The organism is Streptomyces sp. NBC_00234, from assembly GCF_036195325.1.
Classification (GTDB): domain Bacteria; phylum Actinomycetota; class Actinomycetes; order Streptomycetales; family Streptomycetaceae; genus Streptomyces.
This window is the reverse complement of record NZ_CP108101.1, coordinates 7,065,995-7,082,360: the sequence shown is the minus strand read 5'-3', so window position 1 is coordinate 7,082,360 and position 16,366 is coordinate 7,065,995. Positions and strand designations below refer to the sequence as shown.

The 16,366-nt window shown below is 71.4% G+C and carries 17 protein-coding genes and 1 riboswitch; of the genes, 9 read left to right on the top strand and 8 right to left on the bottom strand.

Annotated elements, in window-relative coordinates; translation table 11 throughout:
* Nucleotides 1–622: 622 nt before the first annotated feature.
* Nucleotides 623–1,891: an MBL fold metallo-hydrolase gene (locus OG230_RS31070; protein WP_443051421.1), complete on the bottom strand. Its 1,269-nt coding sequence runs from the start codon at nt 1,889–1,891 to the stop codon at nt 623–625.
* Nucleotides 1,892–1,978: 87 nt separating this feature from the next.
* Nucleotides 1,979–2,419 carry a PPOX class F420-dependent oxidoreductase gene (locus OG230_RS31065; RefSeq protein WP_328907058.1) on the bottom strand — a complete coding sequence of 147 codons (441 nt, stop codon included), beginning with the start codon at nt 2,417–2,419 and terminating at the stop codon, nt 1,979–1,981.
* Between the two features lie 147 nt (nt 2,420–2,566).
* Between OG230_RS31065 and OG230_RS31060 the strand changes: the two genes are divergently transcribed.
* From OG230_RS31060 to OG230_RS31050, 3 genes are all read left to right on the top strand, one after another.
* Nucleotides 2,567–3,130, top strand: a complete 564-nt coding sequence (locus OG230_RS31060; protein ID WP_328907057.1) for a carboxymuconolactone decarboxylase family protein — start codon at nt 2,567–2,569, stop codon at nt 3,128–3,130.
* Between the two features lie 117 nt (nt 3,131–3,247).
* Entirely contained in the window at nt 3,248–4,453 is a 1,206-nt protein-coding gene (locus OG230_RS31055; RefSeq protein ID WP_328907056.1) for a glutamate dehydrogenase, read from the top strand.
* A gap of 113 nt (nt 4,454–4,566) precedes the next feature.
* The gene (locus OG230_RS31050) at nt 4,567–5,178 is read left to right on the top strand and encodes a TetR/AcrR family transcriptional regulator (protein WP_328907055.1); all 612 of its coding nucleotides are present in this window, start codon (nt 4,567–4,569) and stop codon (nt 5,176–5,178) included.
* 60 nt (nt 5,179–5,238) lie between these two features.
* On the opposite strand, the gene OG230_RS31045 is transcribed toward OG230_RS31050, so the two are convergent.
* Both OG230_RS31045 and OG230_RS31040 read right to left on the bottom strand, forming a co-directional pair.
* Nucleotides 5,239–6,240: a DUF6745 domain-containing protein gene (locus tag OG230_RS31045; RefSeq protein ID WP_328907054.1), complete on the bottom strand. Its 1,002-nt coding sequence runs from the start codon at nt 6,238–6,240 to the stop codon at nt 5,239–5,241.
* An 82-nt stretch (nt 6,241–6,322) separates the two neighbouring features.
* Entirely contained in the window at nt 6,323–6,649 is a 327-nt protein-coding gene (locus OG230_RS31040) for a hypothetical protein (RefSeq protein ID WP_328907053.1), read from the bottom strand.
* Nucleotides 6,650–6,825: 176 nt separating this feature from the next.
* On the opposite strand from OG230_RS31040, the gene OG230_RS31035 reads away from it, so the two are divergent.
* From OG230_RS31035 to OG230_RS31015, 5 genes are read left to right on the top strand one after another with little or no spacing between them, the layout of a single operon-like run.
* On the top strand, nt 6,826–7,776 hold the full coding sequence (locus OG230_RS31035) for an STM4015 family protein (RefSeq protein WP_328907052.1): 951 nt from the start codon (nt 6,826–6,828) through the stop codon (nt 7,774–7,776).
* Between the two features lie 24 nt (nt 7,777–7,800).
* On the top strand, nt 7,801–8,943 hold the full coding sequence (locus tag OG230_RS31030; protein WP_328907051.1) for an STM4014 family protein: 1,143 nt from the start codon (nt 7,801–7,803) through the stop codon (nt 8,941–8,943).
* Between the two features lie 34 nt (nt 8,944–8,977).
* Entirely contained in the window at nt 8,978–9,790 is an 813-nt protein-coding gene (locus tag OG230_RS31025) for an STM4013/SEN3800 family hydrolase (protein ID WP_328911595.1), read from the top strand.
* Entirely contained in the window at nt 9,787–11,157 is a 1,371-nt protein-coding gene (locus tag OG230_RS31020; RefSeq protein WP_328907050.1) for an STM4012 family radical SAM protein, read from the top strand. Before OG230_RS31025 ends, OG230_RS31020 begins: the two co-directional genes overlap by 4 nt.
* An 8-nt stretch (nt 11,158–11,165) precedes the next feature.
* Nucleotides 11,166–12,074, top strand: coding sequence for an STM4011 family radical SAM protein (locus tag OG230_RS31015; protein ID WP_328907049.1), 909 nt, complete (start codon nt 11,166–11,168; stop codon nt 12,072–12,074).
* A 9-nt stretch (nt 12,075–12,083) separates the two neighbouring features.
* Here the strand turns inward: OG230_RS31015 and OG230_RS31010 are convergent, their stop codons facing one another.
* A complete protein-coding gene (locus OG230_RS31010; protein WP_443051420.1) occupies nt 12,084–12,938 on the bottom strand; it encodes an SGNH/GDSL hydrolase family protein in 855 nt (284 codons plus the stop codon).
* Between the two features lie 189 nt (nt 12,939–13,127).
* Nucleotides 13,128–14,075, bottom strand: a complete 948-nt coding sequence (locus tag OG230_RS31005; RefSeq protein ID WP_328907048.1) for a M23 family metallopeptidase — start codon at nt 14,073–14,075, stop codon at nt 13,128–13,130.
* A 5-nt stretch (nt 14,076–14,080) separates the two neighbouring features.
* A riboswitch (cyclic di-AMP (ydaO/yuaA leader) is annotated at nt 14,081–14,254 on the bottom strand.
* Nucleotides 14,255–14,661: 407 nt separating this feature from the next.
* Here OG230_RS31005 and OG230_RS31000 point away from each other — a divergent pair.
* Nucleotides 14,662–15,474, top strand: coding sequence for a tyrosine-protein phosphatase (locus OG230_RS31000; RefSeq protein ID WP_328907047.1), 813 nt, complete (start codon nt 14,662–14,664; stop codon nt 15,472–15,474).
* A gap of 19 nt (nt 15,475–15,493) precedes the next feature.
* Here OG230_RS31000 and OG230_RS30995 read toward each other — a convergent pair whose 3' ends face one another.
* Together OG230_RS30995 and OG230_RS30990 are read right to left on the bottom strand one after the other, a co-directional pair.
* Complete coding sequence (locus tag OG230_RS30995) at nt 15,494–15,667, bottom strand: DUF6126 family protein (protein WP_328907046.1); 174 nt, start codon at nt 15,665–15,667, stop codon at nt 15,494–15,496.
* Between the two features lie 26 nt (nt 15,668–15,693).
* Nucleotides 15,694–16,302, bottom strand: coding sequence for a helix-turn-helix domain-containing protein (locus OG230_RS30990; protein ID WP_328907045.1), 609 nt, complete (start codon nt 16,300–16,302; stop codon nt 15,694–15,696).
* Nucleotides 16,303–16,366: the final 64 nt, after the last annotated feature.

Here is a 16,366-nt window from a genome sequence, read left to right as displayed (position 1 = left end):
ACACCTACGGCAGTCGGTCAGGCTCGGGTCAACGGTTGGCAGGCTCGAAAGATATGAGCCCACCGTTGATCGCCGAGCACACACGGTAGTCGTCAACCGCGCATGTGCGGCGTGCAGTTGTCGAACTTGCCCGCCATGCGTCCCGCTCTGGTATGACCGCTCGCACGCAAAGCCGAATATGCGTGATGGACGCCCGTCAAGAAAGGCCACGCCGGTCACCCACAAGGGTGCCGCCATGGCCGAATTCGAACTCTTGATCGCACGCGGGGCTTTCACATGGCGCGCCTTCCAGCGAGGCACCTGCCTGCATACGCGTCGGCCCCGCCGGACCCCGTCGACGCCACGCATTCGAGTGGCATCCCATCCTTCCGGCGGCGCCGGCGGTAACGATCAGCGTGGCCCTCACGTGGTGCAGCGCCCGGCCAGGCGACGCGAAGTCGGTGGCGTCGTCCTCACCGGAGGGCGCCGCGTCCCCTTCGGCCGTCGCACAGGAACGGGGCCGGGAGACCTCGGCGGAGCCTTCGCCCGCGGTCACCCCGCCCGACGAGGACTTCGGGCAGGCGGTTCTCACCGAAGGCGCAGGAACGAGAAGCAGCCCCGCCCGGCTGGGCGCGTCAGGCGGTCACCGGCCGCCCGCGAGGTCGAGGTCGCCGCGCGGGCTGGCCTCGGCCACCTCCACCGGCGCGGGCCCGCGCCACGGGTGGGCGAGCGGGGTGGACACGGCCCGCCACCAGGGGGCGACGGGGAGGGTGCCCCCGGGCTCGAACGACTCCCCCGGCCGGGGGAACGCCGCGGCCTGACCGGCCGCCTCCGCGGCGTCCTTCGTCCACTCACCGGGCTCCGCCCAGGCGTGCGGGGCGAGGTTGAACGTGGCCCAGTGGATCGGCATCAGCACGCCGTGCGGTGTCTGCCCCTGGAGGTCGAGGTGGGCCCGGACCCCCTCGGCGGGCGTCATGTGGATGTCCGGCCACGCGCCGGGAAGGGGCGTGGCGGCCGTGTGGCCCTTGGGCCAGTTCTGCGAGTACGCGCCGATCTGGATCATCGTCGCGTCGAACGGACCGTGTTCGGCGCCGATGTCCGCGAATCCGGGGAAGTAGCCGGTGTCACCGCTGTGGTAGATCCGGTGCTCGGGACCCGCGACCGCCCAGGACGCCCAGAGCGTGTGCTGCTGGTTCCGCAGGCCGCGCCCGCAGAAATGACGCGCCGGGGTGGCGGTGAGACTGATCCCGGCCACCTCGGTGGTCTCGTTCCAGTCCAGCTCGCGCAGCCGGTCGGCGGACACGCCCCACCGCTCCAGGTGGGCTCCCACACCGAGCGGGACCGCGAAGACCGTGTCCGTGCCGGCGAGCGCGCGGATCGTCGGCAGGTCGAGGTGGTCGTAGTGGTCGTGGGAGATCACGACGACGTCGACGGGGCCCAGCGCGGCAAGCGGCAGCGGCACCGGATGCAGTCGCTTGGGCCCGGCGAAGGCGAAGGGGGAGCAGCGGTCACCCCAGACCGGGTCGAAGAGCACCCGGCGGCCGTCGATCTCGGCGAGCACGCTCGAATGCCCCATCCAGGTGAGCCGGAGACCGGTGGCGGGCGGCTTCGAGAGGTCGGCAGCGGTCGTGGTGTGTACGGGGACGGCTCCGACGGGCGAACGGTGGACCCGCTCCTCCTTGCGGAAGTACCCCTTCACGAAGGCCAGCTTGGAGCCGGTCGGCGGGGTCGGCACCCCCACCGGGTTCTTGAACACTCCGTCGGCGAAATTGGGCGAGCGGAGAATGCGCTCCATGCGGGCCCCGGACGGATCGGCCCCGAATGCCTCGGAGCGCAACGAACGGAGTCTCGTACGGAGCGAGGGCGGATTTTCGGAGCCGGTCACGACATCTCCTGAGGGAGTGGGGGTCATCTCATTATGGGCGGGTTGCCCGACGCGGCCAGATCAGCACGGTGAACGGAGCAATACGGACCGTGGCCGGGCGGAGCCCGTACGGCATCAGGGACGCAGCTGGCCGTATACGTGTTCGATATGCAGCGTGAGAAGCACTCTCCGGTCGCGGACCATGGCCGCCCGGTAGTCGTCCCAGTCGGGATGCTCCCCCTTGACGTCCCGGTAGAGCGTGATCAGCGCCTCCACGGTCGCGTCGTGGGGGTCGGCCGCGGCCTCGGTCAACTCGGCCCGCGCTTCCGCGACCGTCCAGGCCCAGCGGTCCTCACTGGTGACGTGGTAGCTCGCCCGCGGGTCCCTGCGGAGATTGCGGGTCTTGGCCCGGTCCTCGGTGATGGAGACCCGGATCAGCTCCTGCTCGGGGTAGTAGGCGTGGTTGACGTTCGACAGCTGCGGCCTGCCGTCCCGCTTGAGCGTCACCAGCACGCCGGCGTCGTGTCGGCCGATGAGTCCCAACAGCGCCTCGCGCCCGGTTTCGATATCCGTCATGTCGACTCCAACGTCCATGCGCACCAAGGGATTCCGTGCGCGGGCCACCGAATGTCACATCCGACGGCCCCCGTCCGTCCAAGAGGTGAGGACGGCCCGACAACGGCGCAAACGCACCGCCGGACCAGCACCGAAGGAGAATCGGCCGTGAACGCTCGTATCTCACTGGACCCGCCCCGCAGCCTCGCCTACCGCCTCGTCTCGTGGTACTCGAACCGTGAGTACGGCAAGGTCATCGACCCGGTACGGGCCACCGCGCACCACCGGAAGGTGCTCTGGGCGGGGTCGCGCTTCGAGATGTCGGTCGCCCGCTGGAAGGCACTGGACCCGGACCTCAAGGAGCTCGCCGTCATGGTGACCGCCGCGACGGTCGGGTGCAGCTGGTGCATGGACTTCGGGTACTGGGCGAACCACCGGCGCGGCATGGACTCCCGCAAGCTGCACGACGTGCCCGTGTGGCGCTCCAGCGAGGCGTTCACCCCACTGGAGCGGGACGTCATGGAGTACGCGGAGGCCATGACCGTGACACCGCCGGCGGTCGAGGACGTACTGGTGGACCGCCTGCGGACGGCGCTGGGGGAAGCCGCGCTGGTGGAGCTGACCACCATGATCTCCGTGGAGAACATGCGGGCGCGGACCAATTCCGCGCTGGGACTGACCAGCCAGGGGTTCAAGGACCACTGCGAGGTCCCAGGACCGGCCGCAGGCTGAGGACCACCGCACCTCCGCACTCCCCTTTGACAGGGGCGGCCCACCCTCCCGATACTGACTGGCGATTCAGTATCACGGCCGACGGGGCGCCCCGGGGGCCCGACCGAGGAGCCCCCGATGCCGGTCACGAACCCGCTGCCCGCCCCGCTCGTCTCACTGACCTGGACGGACCATGTCACCGGCCGTCGCGGATATCTCGTCGTCGACCGGCTGGTGCGCGGTGTCTCCAGCGGCGGACTGCGGATGCGAAAGGGCTGCACCCTCGACGAGGTGACCGGCCTGGCCCGGGGCATGACCATGAAAGAGGCCCTGCACTTCGACGCGGACAACGACCGGGCCCGGTATCTGCCGCTCGGCGGCGCCAAGGGCGGGATCGACTGCGACCCGCGAGACCCGGAGGCGTACGACGTCCTCGTCCGCTACCTCCGCGCGGTGCGTCCGTACATCGAGAGCGCCTGGACGACCGGCGAGGACCTCGGGCTCACCCAGGACCTGGTCGACCGCGCGGCGGCCGAGGCCGGGCTCGTCTCGTCCATCCAGGCCGTCTATCCACTGCTCGACGACGAGACCGCGGCGCGGCGGAGGCTGGCGGACGCCTTCGCCGTGACGGTGGACGGCATCGGACTCGACGAACTGGTCGGCGGCTGCGGGGTGGCCGAGTCGGCGCTCGCCGCACTGGACCGGGCGGGCGTGGCCCACAGCGGGGCGCGGGTCTCCGTCCAGGGGCTCGGCACCATGGGCGGGGCGACGGCGCGCTTCCTGTCGCGGGCCGGACTGAGAGTCGTCGCCGTCGCGGACATCAAGGGGACCATCGCCAATCCGGCCGGCCTGGACGTCGACGCGCTGCTGACCGCGCGGGACGCGTACGGCACGGTGGACCGCTCCGTGCTCCGGGAGAGCGACCGGGAACTGCCGGCCGACGCCTGGCTGACCGTGGACGCCGACGTGCTGGTCCCGGCGGCCGTCTCGTACGCGATCGACGCCTCGAACCAGGCCCGGGTCACGGCCCGTTGGATCGTCGAGGCGGCGAACATGCCGGTGCTGCCCGAGGCGGAGGTCCTTCTCGCGGAACGCGGTGTCACCGTACTGCCCGACGTGGTCGTCAACTCCGGTACGAACGCCTGGTGGTGGTGGACGCTGTTCGGGGACATCGGCGCCGACCCCGAGGAGGCGTTCGGTCACACCCGTCGCTCGATGCGCGCGCTGATCCAGCTGATGCTGGCCCGCGCAGAGGCGGACGGCTCCACCCCGCGGGCGGCGGCCCACGCCATCGTCGCCGACCGGCTGCCGGTGATGGCCGAACGCTTCGGCTGGTACCGGTGACACGGGTGAACGGGGCCGGCACCTCCTCCGCGCGACGGCCTTCGGCCCCGGTCACGATCACTCCCCGTTCGCCCCGCCCTGGACGCGGGCGGCCGGTTCGTTAGGCTGACCGCGTGGCGAGAGTGCGGTTGGGCGTTGCGGAACGGCGCGAGGATCTCCTGCGTGCTGCCGTCGAACAGATCGAGGTACGCGGTGTGTCCGCGGTCCGGATCGCCGACGTGGCGTCCGTCCTCGGGGTGAGCAACGCGCTGGTGCTTTACCACTTCTCGACCAAGGAGAAGCTGGTCGCCGCGGCGTTCGCGTACGCGGCCGAGGCCGACCTCGCCCATCTGCGCAAGCTGCTGACGCGTCGTACCAGCGCGGTTCGCCGCTTGCGGGCTGCCGTCCGGTGGTACGCGCCGACCGGGCAGGCGAAGGGCTGGCGCCTGTGGATCGAGGGCTGGGCGGCGTCGTTGCGCGATCCCGCGCTGCGTAATGTCGCCGGCGATCTCGACCAGCAGTGGAAGGCGGAGCTGGCCGAGGTCATCGAAGAGGGCGCGGCGGCCGGCGAGTTCCACTGCGACGACCCGATGTCCGCGGCCTGGCGGCTGACGGCGCTCCTGGACGGCCTGGCCATCCAGATGACCTCGTACGCGGGTCCGCTCTCGCGGGCCACGATGCTCCAGTGGACCGACGAGGCCCTCGCCCGCGAACTGGGCATCGAGCACGCGGCACTGACCGCCTGACCGGCCTCCCTCCCCCGTTCTCCCGTCCCGTCCTCCCTTCGCCCTCCCCGGGCCCGCGGCTCAGGTCTGCCGGACCGGTGCGTACGCCTGGCCGTCCATCCCGAAGGTCCAGGCGACCCCTTCCTTCGCCGTCCTGGTCCGGGGCGGCACCCGGAGCCAGTACGTCCGGTGGGTGCCGTCCGGCTCCGGGGTGGAGTTGACCACCTCGACCATCACCACGTCCTCGTCACCGTCGAGAGCGATCCGCCAGAGGATGCCCGTCTCGTCCCTGTGCACGGGCTCGGCACCGGACTCCGCGAGGTAGCGGTCGTAGCCGTAGTACTCCAGCATCACGCGGCGGAGCTCCGCGTTCTCCTCGCCGCGTATCCGTTCGGGGGTCAGGGTCGCCAGGCCCGCGAGGAATTCGGCGGGCACCGGCATGCCACGCCAGGCGTGGAGCGCGAAACCGTCCGGGTAGGAGAGCGCGGGACCGTCCCCGTGGTCGAGTCGTCCCGCCTCGTCGCGGTGGAGGGCCACCGGCCGCTCGCTGATCACGACGGCGTGCTCGTACGGCCACCACCAGCCGGCGTTCCTGGCGACCTCGGCCAGCCCGGTGAGCCGGTCGCCGCGTCCGTCGAACGCGGCGAGCCAGGCAGCGTCGTGCTGTCCGAGAACCGCGTCGAGCAGCACGAGCCGCACATCCGACTCGTCCTCCTCGTGCTCGGAGAGGTCCGAGACCACTCCGGCCCTTATCCGTTCGGCCAGGGCCGCGGTCGTCTCCCAGAGCTGCGCCCCGGTGGCGGACCAGAGCGCCGACCAGCCGGCCGGGCCCAGTTCGTCGTACATCCTGCGCCGCTCGTCCGCCCACGGCCGGGTGCGGACCTCGTCGCGCACCGAGCGGCCCGCGCCGTTGAGCTTCTCCACCGCCTCGACGGCCGCCCTCGGCGAATCGGCCCAGACCACCGTCTCCGGTTCGGCGAGTCCGGCGCTGCGATAGGCGAGCCGCACCCCGTCCTCGGCCGCCGCCCTGTCCGCCGCACCCGTCGCCGCCGCCACGGCCCGCCAAGAGTTCACGTACTGCATCGGTTGTCCCCGTCCCCTGTTCCCTGATTCCTTTTTCCTGCTCGCCGGCCGCTGATCCCAGGAGTGCGCTCCTGAGTGCCGGTCAGTCCGCGACGATGCGGATCGCGCCCGGTGCGTACTCCCGCTGGCGCACGACGCGGAACCAGCCCTTCGGCAGCGATATCGCCGCGTGCTCCTCGTGCACCACCCGTCCCCCCTCCGGCAGATGAAGCGTCATCGGGCCGAACGCCCCCGCCTCCCGCATCAGCCGCCCGGGACCCTGAACCGCGTGCGCGTGGCCCGTCACCTCGCCGAGCGCGAGCACCAGCCGCCCCCGCCCGTCCCGCAGTTCACCCGGCGCGTCGAGCAGGTGCGCGGGCACCGCCGACTCCTCCAGCTCCACGATCAGCACATCCCCCTGGCGATACACAGACGTCTCCCCTCCGGCTCGGCACCCGCTGTGCCGACCACGTGGAAAACGCTACGGCGAGGGTCTGACAATCGACCGGCGGAGGCCCCCGTGACCGGTCCCGCCCGCCGCGCTGTCAGTGGGCCTTGATAAACCTTGCGGACATCAGCCGTCCCCAGCGACAGGAGCGCAGCGCCATGTCCGACGTCGACCATCTGCAAGAGTTGATCGGTCTTCCCGCCGTCGACTTCGAGAGCGGAACCGCCGCCGTCCGGCCCGCAGCCGACGCGGTGGCGTGGCGCATCCGGGTCGATCCGTACGAGGACGAGGAGCGGACCTGGGAGGAGGAGTTCAACGAGTTCCTCGACACCGTCGACCCGGCCGGGGTCCGCGCGCTGATCATCGGGCAGTGGGGGGAGTCGTACGAGTCGGATTCCTCGTACCCGATCGGTCTCGTCGTCGCCGCCGCCGACCGGCTGACCTCGCTGGAGGCGCTCTTCCTCGGCGATCTGGTGCAGGAGGAGTCGGAGATCTCCTGGATCGAGCACGTGGACGTCACCCCGCTGCTCACCACCTTCCCGCGTCTGGAGGCCCTGGGGGTGCGCGGCGGGACGGGCCTGCGGTTCCCGCCCCTCAAGCACGAGAGCCTGCGCGCGCTGGTCATCGAGTCCGGCGGACTTCCCGCCGAGGTGATCCGCGGTGTGCTGGACAGCGAACTCCCGGCGCTGGACCGGCTGGAGCTGTGGCTGGGGGTCTCGGCCTACGGGGGCGACGCGACGGTCGCGGATCTCCAGCCCCTGCTGTCCGGTACGCGATTCCCGGGCCTGCTCCATCTCGGCCTGCGCAACAGCGAGTTGCAGAACGAGATCGCGACGGCGATCGCCTCGGCCCCGGTCGTGGCGCAGCTCCGGACACTGGATCTGTCCTCCGGCACGATGGGTGACGAGGGCGCCGCCGCGCTCCTGGAGGGTCAGCCGCTCACGCACCTCGACGCGGTCGATCTCCACCACCACTTCCTCACCGAGCCGATGGAGCGCCGTGTCCGCGAGGCCCTGGAGCCCCACGGGGTGCGGGTCGATCTGTCGGACCGCAACACGCCATGGGGCGACCGGGGTGTCGAGGGCCGCTACACCACCGTGGCGGAGTGACCTGACATGACCGAGGAGGACGCCATGTCGCCGGCGCGTAGCCGCGGGCCGCGCTTCGCGGTCGTCGGCATTCCGGGCCATCGCCGCGTGGCGCTCTTCCAGGATGCCGTGCGGGGCGCCGGGCTGGCCGAGGCACGTGTGGTGCCCTGGGAGACGGTGCTGCGCGGTGAGGCGGCGTTCCTGCCGGGCGAGACCGTGCGGATCGACTCGCCCGGTGAGGACGCCGAGGTCGAACGGCTGCTGCGTGGCGTCGACGATCCGACGAGGGTGGAGGGTTCCGCCCGGTGGTACGCCGCGTTCACCGCTGCCGTACGGGAGGTGGGGCGTGCGGCCACCGCGGCGGACGCGGTGCTGCTGGACGATCCGGAGGACATCGCCGTGCTGTTCGACAAGCGGCTGTGCCACGCCGTGCTGAGCGGCGCCGGGGTCCCTGTGCCCCAGTCGCCGACGTCCGGACCCGGCGCACCGGCCGTCCGGGGCTGGGCCGATGTGCGCGCGCTGATGCGGGAGGACCGGATGGGGCGCGCGTTCGTCAAGCTCGCCCATGGTTCGTCCGCCTCCGGGGTGCTGGCGGTGGAGACCGCGGGCGGCGGCCGGGTGCGGGCGGCCACCTCGGTCGAACGGGACGCGGCGGGGCGCCTCTTCAACTCGCTTCGGGTGCGCCGTCTCACGACGGAGGCCGAGGTCGCCGCGGTCGTCGATGCGCTCGCGCCGGACGGGCTGCACATCGAGCGCTGGCTGCCGAAGGCGTCGCAGCACGGTCGGGCCGCCGACCTGCGGGTCGTCGTCGTCGGGGGCCGGGCGACGCACGCCGTCGTGCGGACGAGCCGCTCCCCCATGACCAACCTTCATCTCGGCGGGGAGCGCGGCGACCTCGACGCGGTCAGGGCCGCGGTCGAGGCGGCGGGCGGAAGCTGGGCCGCGGCGCTGGCCGTGTGCGAGCGTGCCGCCGCCTGCTTCCCCGACACGCTGTGCGTGGGCGTCGACCTGCTGCCCGCCACCGGCTGGCGGCGCTTCGCCGTCTGCGAGGTCAACGCCTTCGGCGACCTGCTGCCCCGCCTCACCGGCCTGCCCGGCAGCGGCGCGGAGAACCTGGACACCTATGCGGCGCAGGTCGCCGCCGTACCGAACCGAACAAGGAACCACCGTGCCGACGCTGCCCGTTGACCCCGCCCCGCATCCGGCGGAGGCCGGACCCGACATGAGCCGGATCGTGGGCAGCCACGATCTGCTGCTCGTGACCCTGGACACCCTGCGCCACGACGTCGCGGCGGAACTGGCGGCGGCCGGACGCATCCCGCATCTGGCCCGCCATCTGCCCGGCGGCCTCTGGGAGAAGCGGCATGCTCCGGGCAGCTTCACCTACGCCTCCCACCAGGCGATCTTCGCCGGATTCCTGCCGACCCCCGCCGCTCCGGGGCCCCATCCGCGCCTGTTCGCCGCGCGCTTCGCGGGCAGCGAGACCACCGCGGACGGCACGTTCGTCTTCGACACCCCCGACCTGGTCTCCGGGCTCGCCGGCGCCGGCTACCGCACGGTGTGCATCGGCGGCGTCGGCTTCTTCAACAAGCGCGGGCCTCTCGGCTCGGTCCTTCCGGACCTGTTCCAGGAGAGCCACTGGGAGCCGGGGTTCGGCGTGGCGTCCCCCACCTCCTTCGAGTCGCAGGTGGCACGCGCCGAGCAGGTCGTCGCGGAACTTCCGCAGGAGCAGCGGCTGTTCCTGTTCGTCAACGTGTCCGCCCTGCACCAGCCGAACTGGTTCCACCGGGACGGCGCCACCTCCGACGCGGGGGACTCCCGCGACACCCACGCAGCCGCGCTGGAGTACGTCGACCGGCACATCGGCCGGCTCTTCGCGGCGGCGAGCAGCCGCCGCCGGTGTTTCGCCATCGTCTGCTCGGACCACGGCACGGCCTACGGCGACGACGGCTACACCGGCCACCGCCTCGGTCACGAAGCCGTCTGGACCGTGCCGTACGCCCACTTCTTCCTCGATCCGGGGGCCACCCGATGACCAGCGCCGTCAGGCCGTACCAGAGCTACGTCTACGCCTACCCGCACAAGACGGCGTACCGCCCGCTCGGCGGCCACCGCACCGAACGGCCCCTGCTGAGCGAGCTGTGGGCGGGGGAACGCAAGGACGCGCTCTCGCTGTACGTCCACATACCCTTCTGCGAGGTCCGCTGCGGTTTCTGCAATCTGTTCACTCGGATCGGCGCGCCCGGGGAGCTGACGACGCGCTATCTCGACGCCCTGGACCGTCAGGCGACGGCGGTCCGTGACGCGCTGGGCGACGAGGAGCCGGTGCGTTTCGCCGCCGCGGCGTTCGGCGGCGGAACGCCGACCTTCCTGACCGCGGCCGAGCTGGAGCGGCTCTGCGACATCGCGGAGAAGCGGATGGGCGCCGATCTCCGTTCCGTCCCGCTGTCGGTCGAGACCTCGCCCTCCACGGCGACGGCGGACCGGCTGGCCGTCCTCGCCGAGCGGGGGGCCACCCGCGTGAGCATCGGTGTCCAGAGCTTCGTCGACGACGAGGCCCGCGCCGCGGTCCGCCCGCAGCGCCGGGCCGATGTGGAGGCCGCTCTCGGCCGCATCCGCGACGCCCGCATCCCGGTCCTCAACATCGATCTGATCTACGGCATCGACGGCCAGACCGAGGACACCTGGCGGGCCTCCCTGGACGCCGCGCTGGCCTGGCGCCCCGAGGAGCTCTACCTCTACCCGCTGTACGTACGCCCGCTGACCGGTCTCGGCCGGCTCGGAGACGCGACGGGACCAGGAGCAGAGGCAGGGGCCGCGTCCGACGCGGCCTGGGACGAGCAGCGGCTGCGGCTCTACCGGGCGGGACGCGACCATCTCCTCACCCATGGCTACGAGCAGGTGTCGATGCGGATGTTCCGCCGTGCCGACGCCCCGCACGAGGGCCCCGACGACTACGCCTGCCAGACCGACGGGATGATCGGTCTCGGCTGCGGCGCCCGTTCGTACACCTCGTCCCTGCACTACTCCTTCGACTACGCGGTGGAGATGCGGGAGATCCGGGGCATCATCGACGGCTTCACGGCGACGGAGGACTTCTCCCGCGCCGAGGTGGGGCGGTACGTAGACGACGGCGAGGCACGCAGGCGCCACCTCCTGCAGTCCCTCCTCCAGGCCGAGGGGATGGACGGCTCGGAGTACGGCGCGCGGTTCGGCACGGACCCGTACGTGGACTTCGGCGCCGAGCTGGACCGCTTCGCGGCGCGCGGCTGGCTGGATGGCCCGGTGAGTCGCGGTCTGCTCCGCCTCTCCCCGGAAGGGCTGGCCCACTCCGACGCGCTGGGGCCGGAGCTGTTCTCCCCCGCCGTACGGGCCGCGATGGCCGCGTACGAAGCGAAGTGAGCGCCTCCGTGGACCTGACGATCCTCTACCGCGGCCCGCTGGCCTCGTGCGACTACGCCTGCCCGTACTGCCCGTTCGCCAAGCGGCGCGACAGCCCTGAGCAACTGCGCGCCGACCGCGCCGCGCTGGAGCGGTTCACCGCCTGGGCGGCGGCGCAGACCGGCGACCGGCTGTCGGTGCTGTTCACTCCGTGGGGCGAGGGGCTGGTGCGGTCCTGGTACCGCCGCGCCCTGGTCGAGCTCTCGCGGCTGCCGCACATCAACCGGGTCGCGATCCAGACCAACCTCAGCTGCCGCACCGGCTGGCTCGCGGAGGCGGATCTCGGCAAGGTGGCCCTGTGGTGCACGTACCACCCGGGTCAGACGCCGTACGACCGGTTCCTCGGGAAGTGCCGTGACCTGGCGGAGCTCGGCGTCCGTCACAGCGTCGGGATCGTCGGCCTCGACGAGCACCTCGACGAGGCGCGGCGGCTCCGGGCCGCGCTGCCCGACGAGGTCTATCTCTGGGTCAACGCCGCCGAGGGGCACAGCTACACGGACGAGGAGGCGGACCGCTGGACGGCCCTGGACCCCCTGTTCCCGTACAGCAGGCATCCGCACAGCTCGGCGGGGCTGCCCTGCAGGACCGGTGAGTCGGTCATCTCGGTGGACGGCGACGGCACGGTGCGGCGATGCCATTTCGTGCGCGCGGAGCTCGGCAACCTCTACGACGGGAGCTACCGCCGGGCGCTCGGCCCACGCGGCTGTCCCCTCGCCGTCTGCGACTGCCACATCGGCTATGTGCACCTGGAGACGCTGCCGCTGTACGACGTCTTCGCGGGCGGCGTGCTGGAGCGGATACCCTCCCGGCACTCACTCCCCCTGCGAGACGCGCCAGGGCACGCGAGCCCGGACTTCGGCCGAACGACGGCAGTTTGACGACAAGCCCTAGAGCGGCAGCAGATCCGGGCGCTTGGCCTCGACGTGGTCCCCGGAGGACTCGCCGCGAAGCCGCCGCCCGATCCACGGGACCAGGTACTCCCGCGCCCAGTGGATGTCGTCGCGCCGGTCGTCGAGCGGGCGGCGCAGCGCCTGCGGCGGCCATGCCTGGTCGGGGTCGGCCGGCACGTCGAGTCCGAGGACCTGGGCGGCGCGCAGGGCGACCCTCGTGTGGCCCTCGGGCGACAGGTGCAGCCGGTCGTCGTCCCAGGCGCGGCGGTCCTGCACGGACCGCAGCGACCACAGGTCGAGGACCGGGCAGTCGTAGCGGTCGGCGATGGAGCGCACATGGGCGGTGTACGTGGCGATCTTGCCGCGGAGGTGGCGCAGCACCGGCATGTGGCGGGTGTCGAAGCCGGTGGTGACCATGACGGTGCCGACCGCACCGCTCAGTTCGGCGACGGCGCGCTCGAAGCGCTCGGCCACGTCGTCGGGGTCGCTCCCCGGCCGGAGGATGTCGTTGCCGCCGGCGCAGAAGCTGACCAGGTCGGGCGCCAGCTCCTTGGCGCGCGGGATCTGCTCCTCGACGATCTGGTCCAGGAGCCGTCCGCGTACGGCGAGGTTGGCGTAACGGAAATTGCCGTGCCGTGATGCGCCGACGCCCGTCCCCGCGTCGGAGACCGGGAGCTGATCCGCCAGCAGTACCGCGAATCGGTCGGCCCAGCCGACAAGGGTTCCGTCGGGGCCGGGGTCCCCGACGCCCTCGGTGAAGCTGTCGCCGATCGCCGCGTACGACCCTATGAAGCCGGGGACGTCCATGACGTCCTTGAGACCGTGCTGATTGAGTTTCGAATCGTCTGCCACAAACACGTATCCTGCACCCGCGAATGTGACCTACGCGACCGTAATAAGGGGTTGACGGGTGGTGAGATAGACCACCCGGTCAGTTTTTGGTAAAGCCGGAATAAGTGGCGGCCCCGGCGCGGGACAGTACGGAACGCACGGAAGGGCGGTGCGCCGCCGCGCACCGCCCTTTTCTCACCGCCGCTCGTCTCAGATGGAGACGCCGTGCTGACGCAGGTACGAGACCGGGTCGACGTCCGAGCCGTAGCTCGGGCCGGTGCGGACCTCGAAGTGGAGGTGCGGGCCGCTGGAGTTGCCGGTGGAACCGGAGAGGCCGATCTGCTGGCCGCCCGTGACGGTCTCGCCGACCGACACGTTGAGCGAGGACTGGTGGGCGTACTGGGAGTACATGCCGTCGGCGTGCTGGATGACGACCTCGTTGCCGTACGCACCGCTCCAGCCGGCCGAGACCACGGTGCCGGGGCCGATGGCCCGGACACTGGTGCCGGAGGCAGCCTGGAAGTCCGCACCGGTGTGGTAGCCACTGGACCACATGGAGCCGGAGGCGCGGTACTGCGTGGTGACGGTGGCGTCGGCCACGGGGGTCGTCCAGCCGGAGCTGTTGCTCTCCGAGGCACCGGTGGAGGTGCCGGTGTCCGTCGAGGTGGTCGCCTCGGCGGAGGAGGCCGAGTCGGAGGACGTGTCCGCCTTCGGGGCCTCGGTCTTCGGAGCGGCGGCCTTCGGAGCCGCGGCCTTGGACGGGATGGCCTTCGCCGAGCCGGACGCCTTGGCGCCGAGGGTCAGTTCGGTGCCGGGGAAGATCAGGCTCGGGTTCTCACCGACGACGTCGCGGTTGTCCTGGTACAGCTTCTGCCAGCCGCCCTTGATCTTCTGCTCGGCGGCGATCTTCGACAGGTAGTCGCCGGAGACCACGGAGTAGGTCTTCGGGGCGGTCTTGGCCGCGGCGGCGGGAGCGGTGTGCGCCGCGGCGACCGAGGCCGCCGCGGGCTTGGCGACGGGTGCGGACTGCTCAGCGGCATGCGCGCCGGTGGCACCGATCAGTGGGAGGGCCAGAGCGGCTCCGCCGGTCCCGGCGGCGAGGACGCCGCGGGCGAGCGGGCCGGACTTCGTACGACGGTGCTTACCCTTTGCGGGCATGGGGGAATTCCTCTCCGGCGCCTACGAGGTGAGCTGTCGGGTTCGGGCTGGAGATGCCCGGTCGCGCTGAGCGCGACTTCACCCCGAGCCGTTCCGGATTTCTCCGGACCGGCGGCTTACCTGGGTCCCCCGCTCCTGCCACACGTGAGTGGGATGCGGATTCCGGGCGGCGGCAGGATTAGGCGGTCCGTCCGGATTGACGGTGACCGTAAGCGAGTAAGGACGGCCGGAACAAGCCGCGTCCGAGGTACCGGAATGCGCGATTCAATTTCCGCCGGGATTTCCGGTCACACTCCGTGGATTACGGATCTTGGCATTCCGTACGGCGCGCGGAATGCCCTTCGGCGGGTTCGCCACACACCGTCACGGATATGATCCCGCTCACCAGTCGACCGCCATCTCCCCCATAAGCAGGGCATGTTCCGCTAAATGCATCAATACGGACATGTAGCGGAGCGCGGGTCACGGCACGGCACGGAACGGCGGCCTCCGGGGCAAGATGATTGCCTGGGGAATCAATGTCGTATCGTCACGACCGTGCCCTCGTCGGCGAGCAGCGCCGGCGCCAGACACTCCAGGAGTCACCGTGACGCAGCAGCTGCCGCAGGTCCCGTCGACGCACACTGAGCTGACGGGCGTCCGCAACTTCCGTGACGTCGGGGGCCTTCCGACCACGGACGGCCGCACGGTGCGGTTCGGTCGGCTCTACCGCAGCGGTCACCTGGCGAACGCCACCGAGCAGGACGCGGCGTTCCTCGGCGGGCTCGGACTCCACACGATCTTCGACTTCCGCAACGCGGCCGACCACAAGCTGGACGGCTACGACGTGGAGCTGCCGGGTGTCCGCAATGTCAGCATTCCGCTCTCCGACCCGGCCGACGGCGCCGAGTTCTGGCGACTGGTCCGGGACGGCAACATCGAGCAGCTGCGCTCGATCCTCGCCGACGGCAAGGGCGCGGACCGCATGATCGCCTCGTACCGCTCGATCATCAAGGACCGCACCGCGGAACACAGCCGGGTGCTGCACTCCCTGGCCGAGGACAGCGTCCCCGCCCTGATGCACTGCGCCGCGGGCAAGGACCGCGCGGGGCTCTCGATAGCGGTGTCGCTGCTGGCCGTCGGCGTGGAGCGCGATGCCATCGAGGCCGACTACCTCATGTCCAACGACGCCCACCGCCGGTACAAGGTGAAGCGCAGCGACAGCTCGGCGGTCGGCATGTCCGACGAGGTCATGGAGCTCCTCAACCCCCTCTTCGGTGCGCGTGCCGACTACCTGGCGGCGGCCTTCGAGACCATCGAGGAGACCTGGGGCGGCACCGAGCGCTACCTCACCGAGGGTCTGAAGCTCTCCGCCGAGACTCGTGGGCGGCTGCGGGAGCGCCTCGTCGAGGAGGCGTGACCACCCTCGCCCCCCGGCCTCAGCCCTTGCCCGCCACCTCGAACAGCAGGTAGAGGAAGGCCGCGAAGACGTGTCCGGCGACCAGGTAGGCGACCAGCCGGATCACCACGCCGCGCGGAAACTTCTTCTCCTGCGAGCCGCGACCCTTCGGGGACCGCGAGCTGAGCGGGTCGTAGTGCTCTGAATCGGACATGACAGTCCCTCTTTCGGGGCCAGGGGTCAGCGGTGGTGGAGTCCGCTGCCCAGACAGAGTTCGGCGACCGGACTCTGCAGCAGCGTGTGGACGAAGAGCAGCTCGGCGCCGCCGCGGTCGGCGGCGGCGATCCGGTGCGGAGTGAGCGAGTCGAAGTGCGCGCTGTCCCCCGGTTCGAGGTCGTGCACGGTCTCGCCGAGACCGACGCGCAGCCGTCCCTCCAGCACGTACAGCCATTCCTCACCGGGGTGGACCCGCACCAGGTCGCCCTGGGCGCCGTACGGAACCCGGACGCGGAGCGCCTGCATGGCCCGGCCGGAGCCGCCGGCCTGGCGGTACATCCAGCCGTCGGCCTCGGCGCCCGTGAAAGGGCCGCCGCGGACGATCGCGTCACGTTGGGTCGGCGTCTCTCCCAGAAGCTCGGAGACCGTCGTACCGTAGACACGTGCGAGGCCCAGCAGCATGGGCAGCGACGGCTGTCGGCGGCCGGTTTCCAGCCGGGAGAGATGGGCGGGGGAAAGCTCCGCCCGCTGGGCGGCGGTCTCCAGGGTGAGGCCACGGCTGCGGCGCAGCTCGCGCAGGCGCGGAGCGACCCCGGGCAGCTCGTCGGCCACCCCTCCGTCGGGAGGATTCATACGTCCATTGGGCCAGGATCTTTCCTCAGAGGCAAATTTCTTGCCTCTGAGGCAAAGCCTCGCG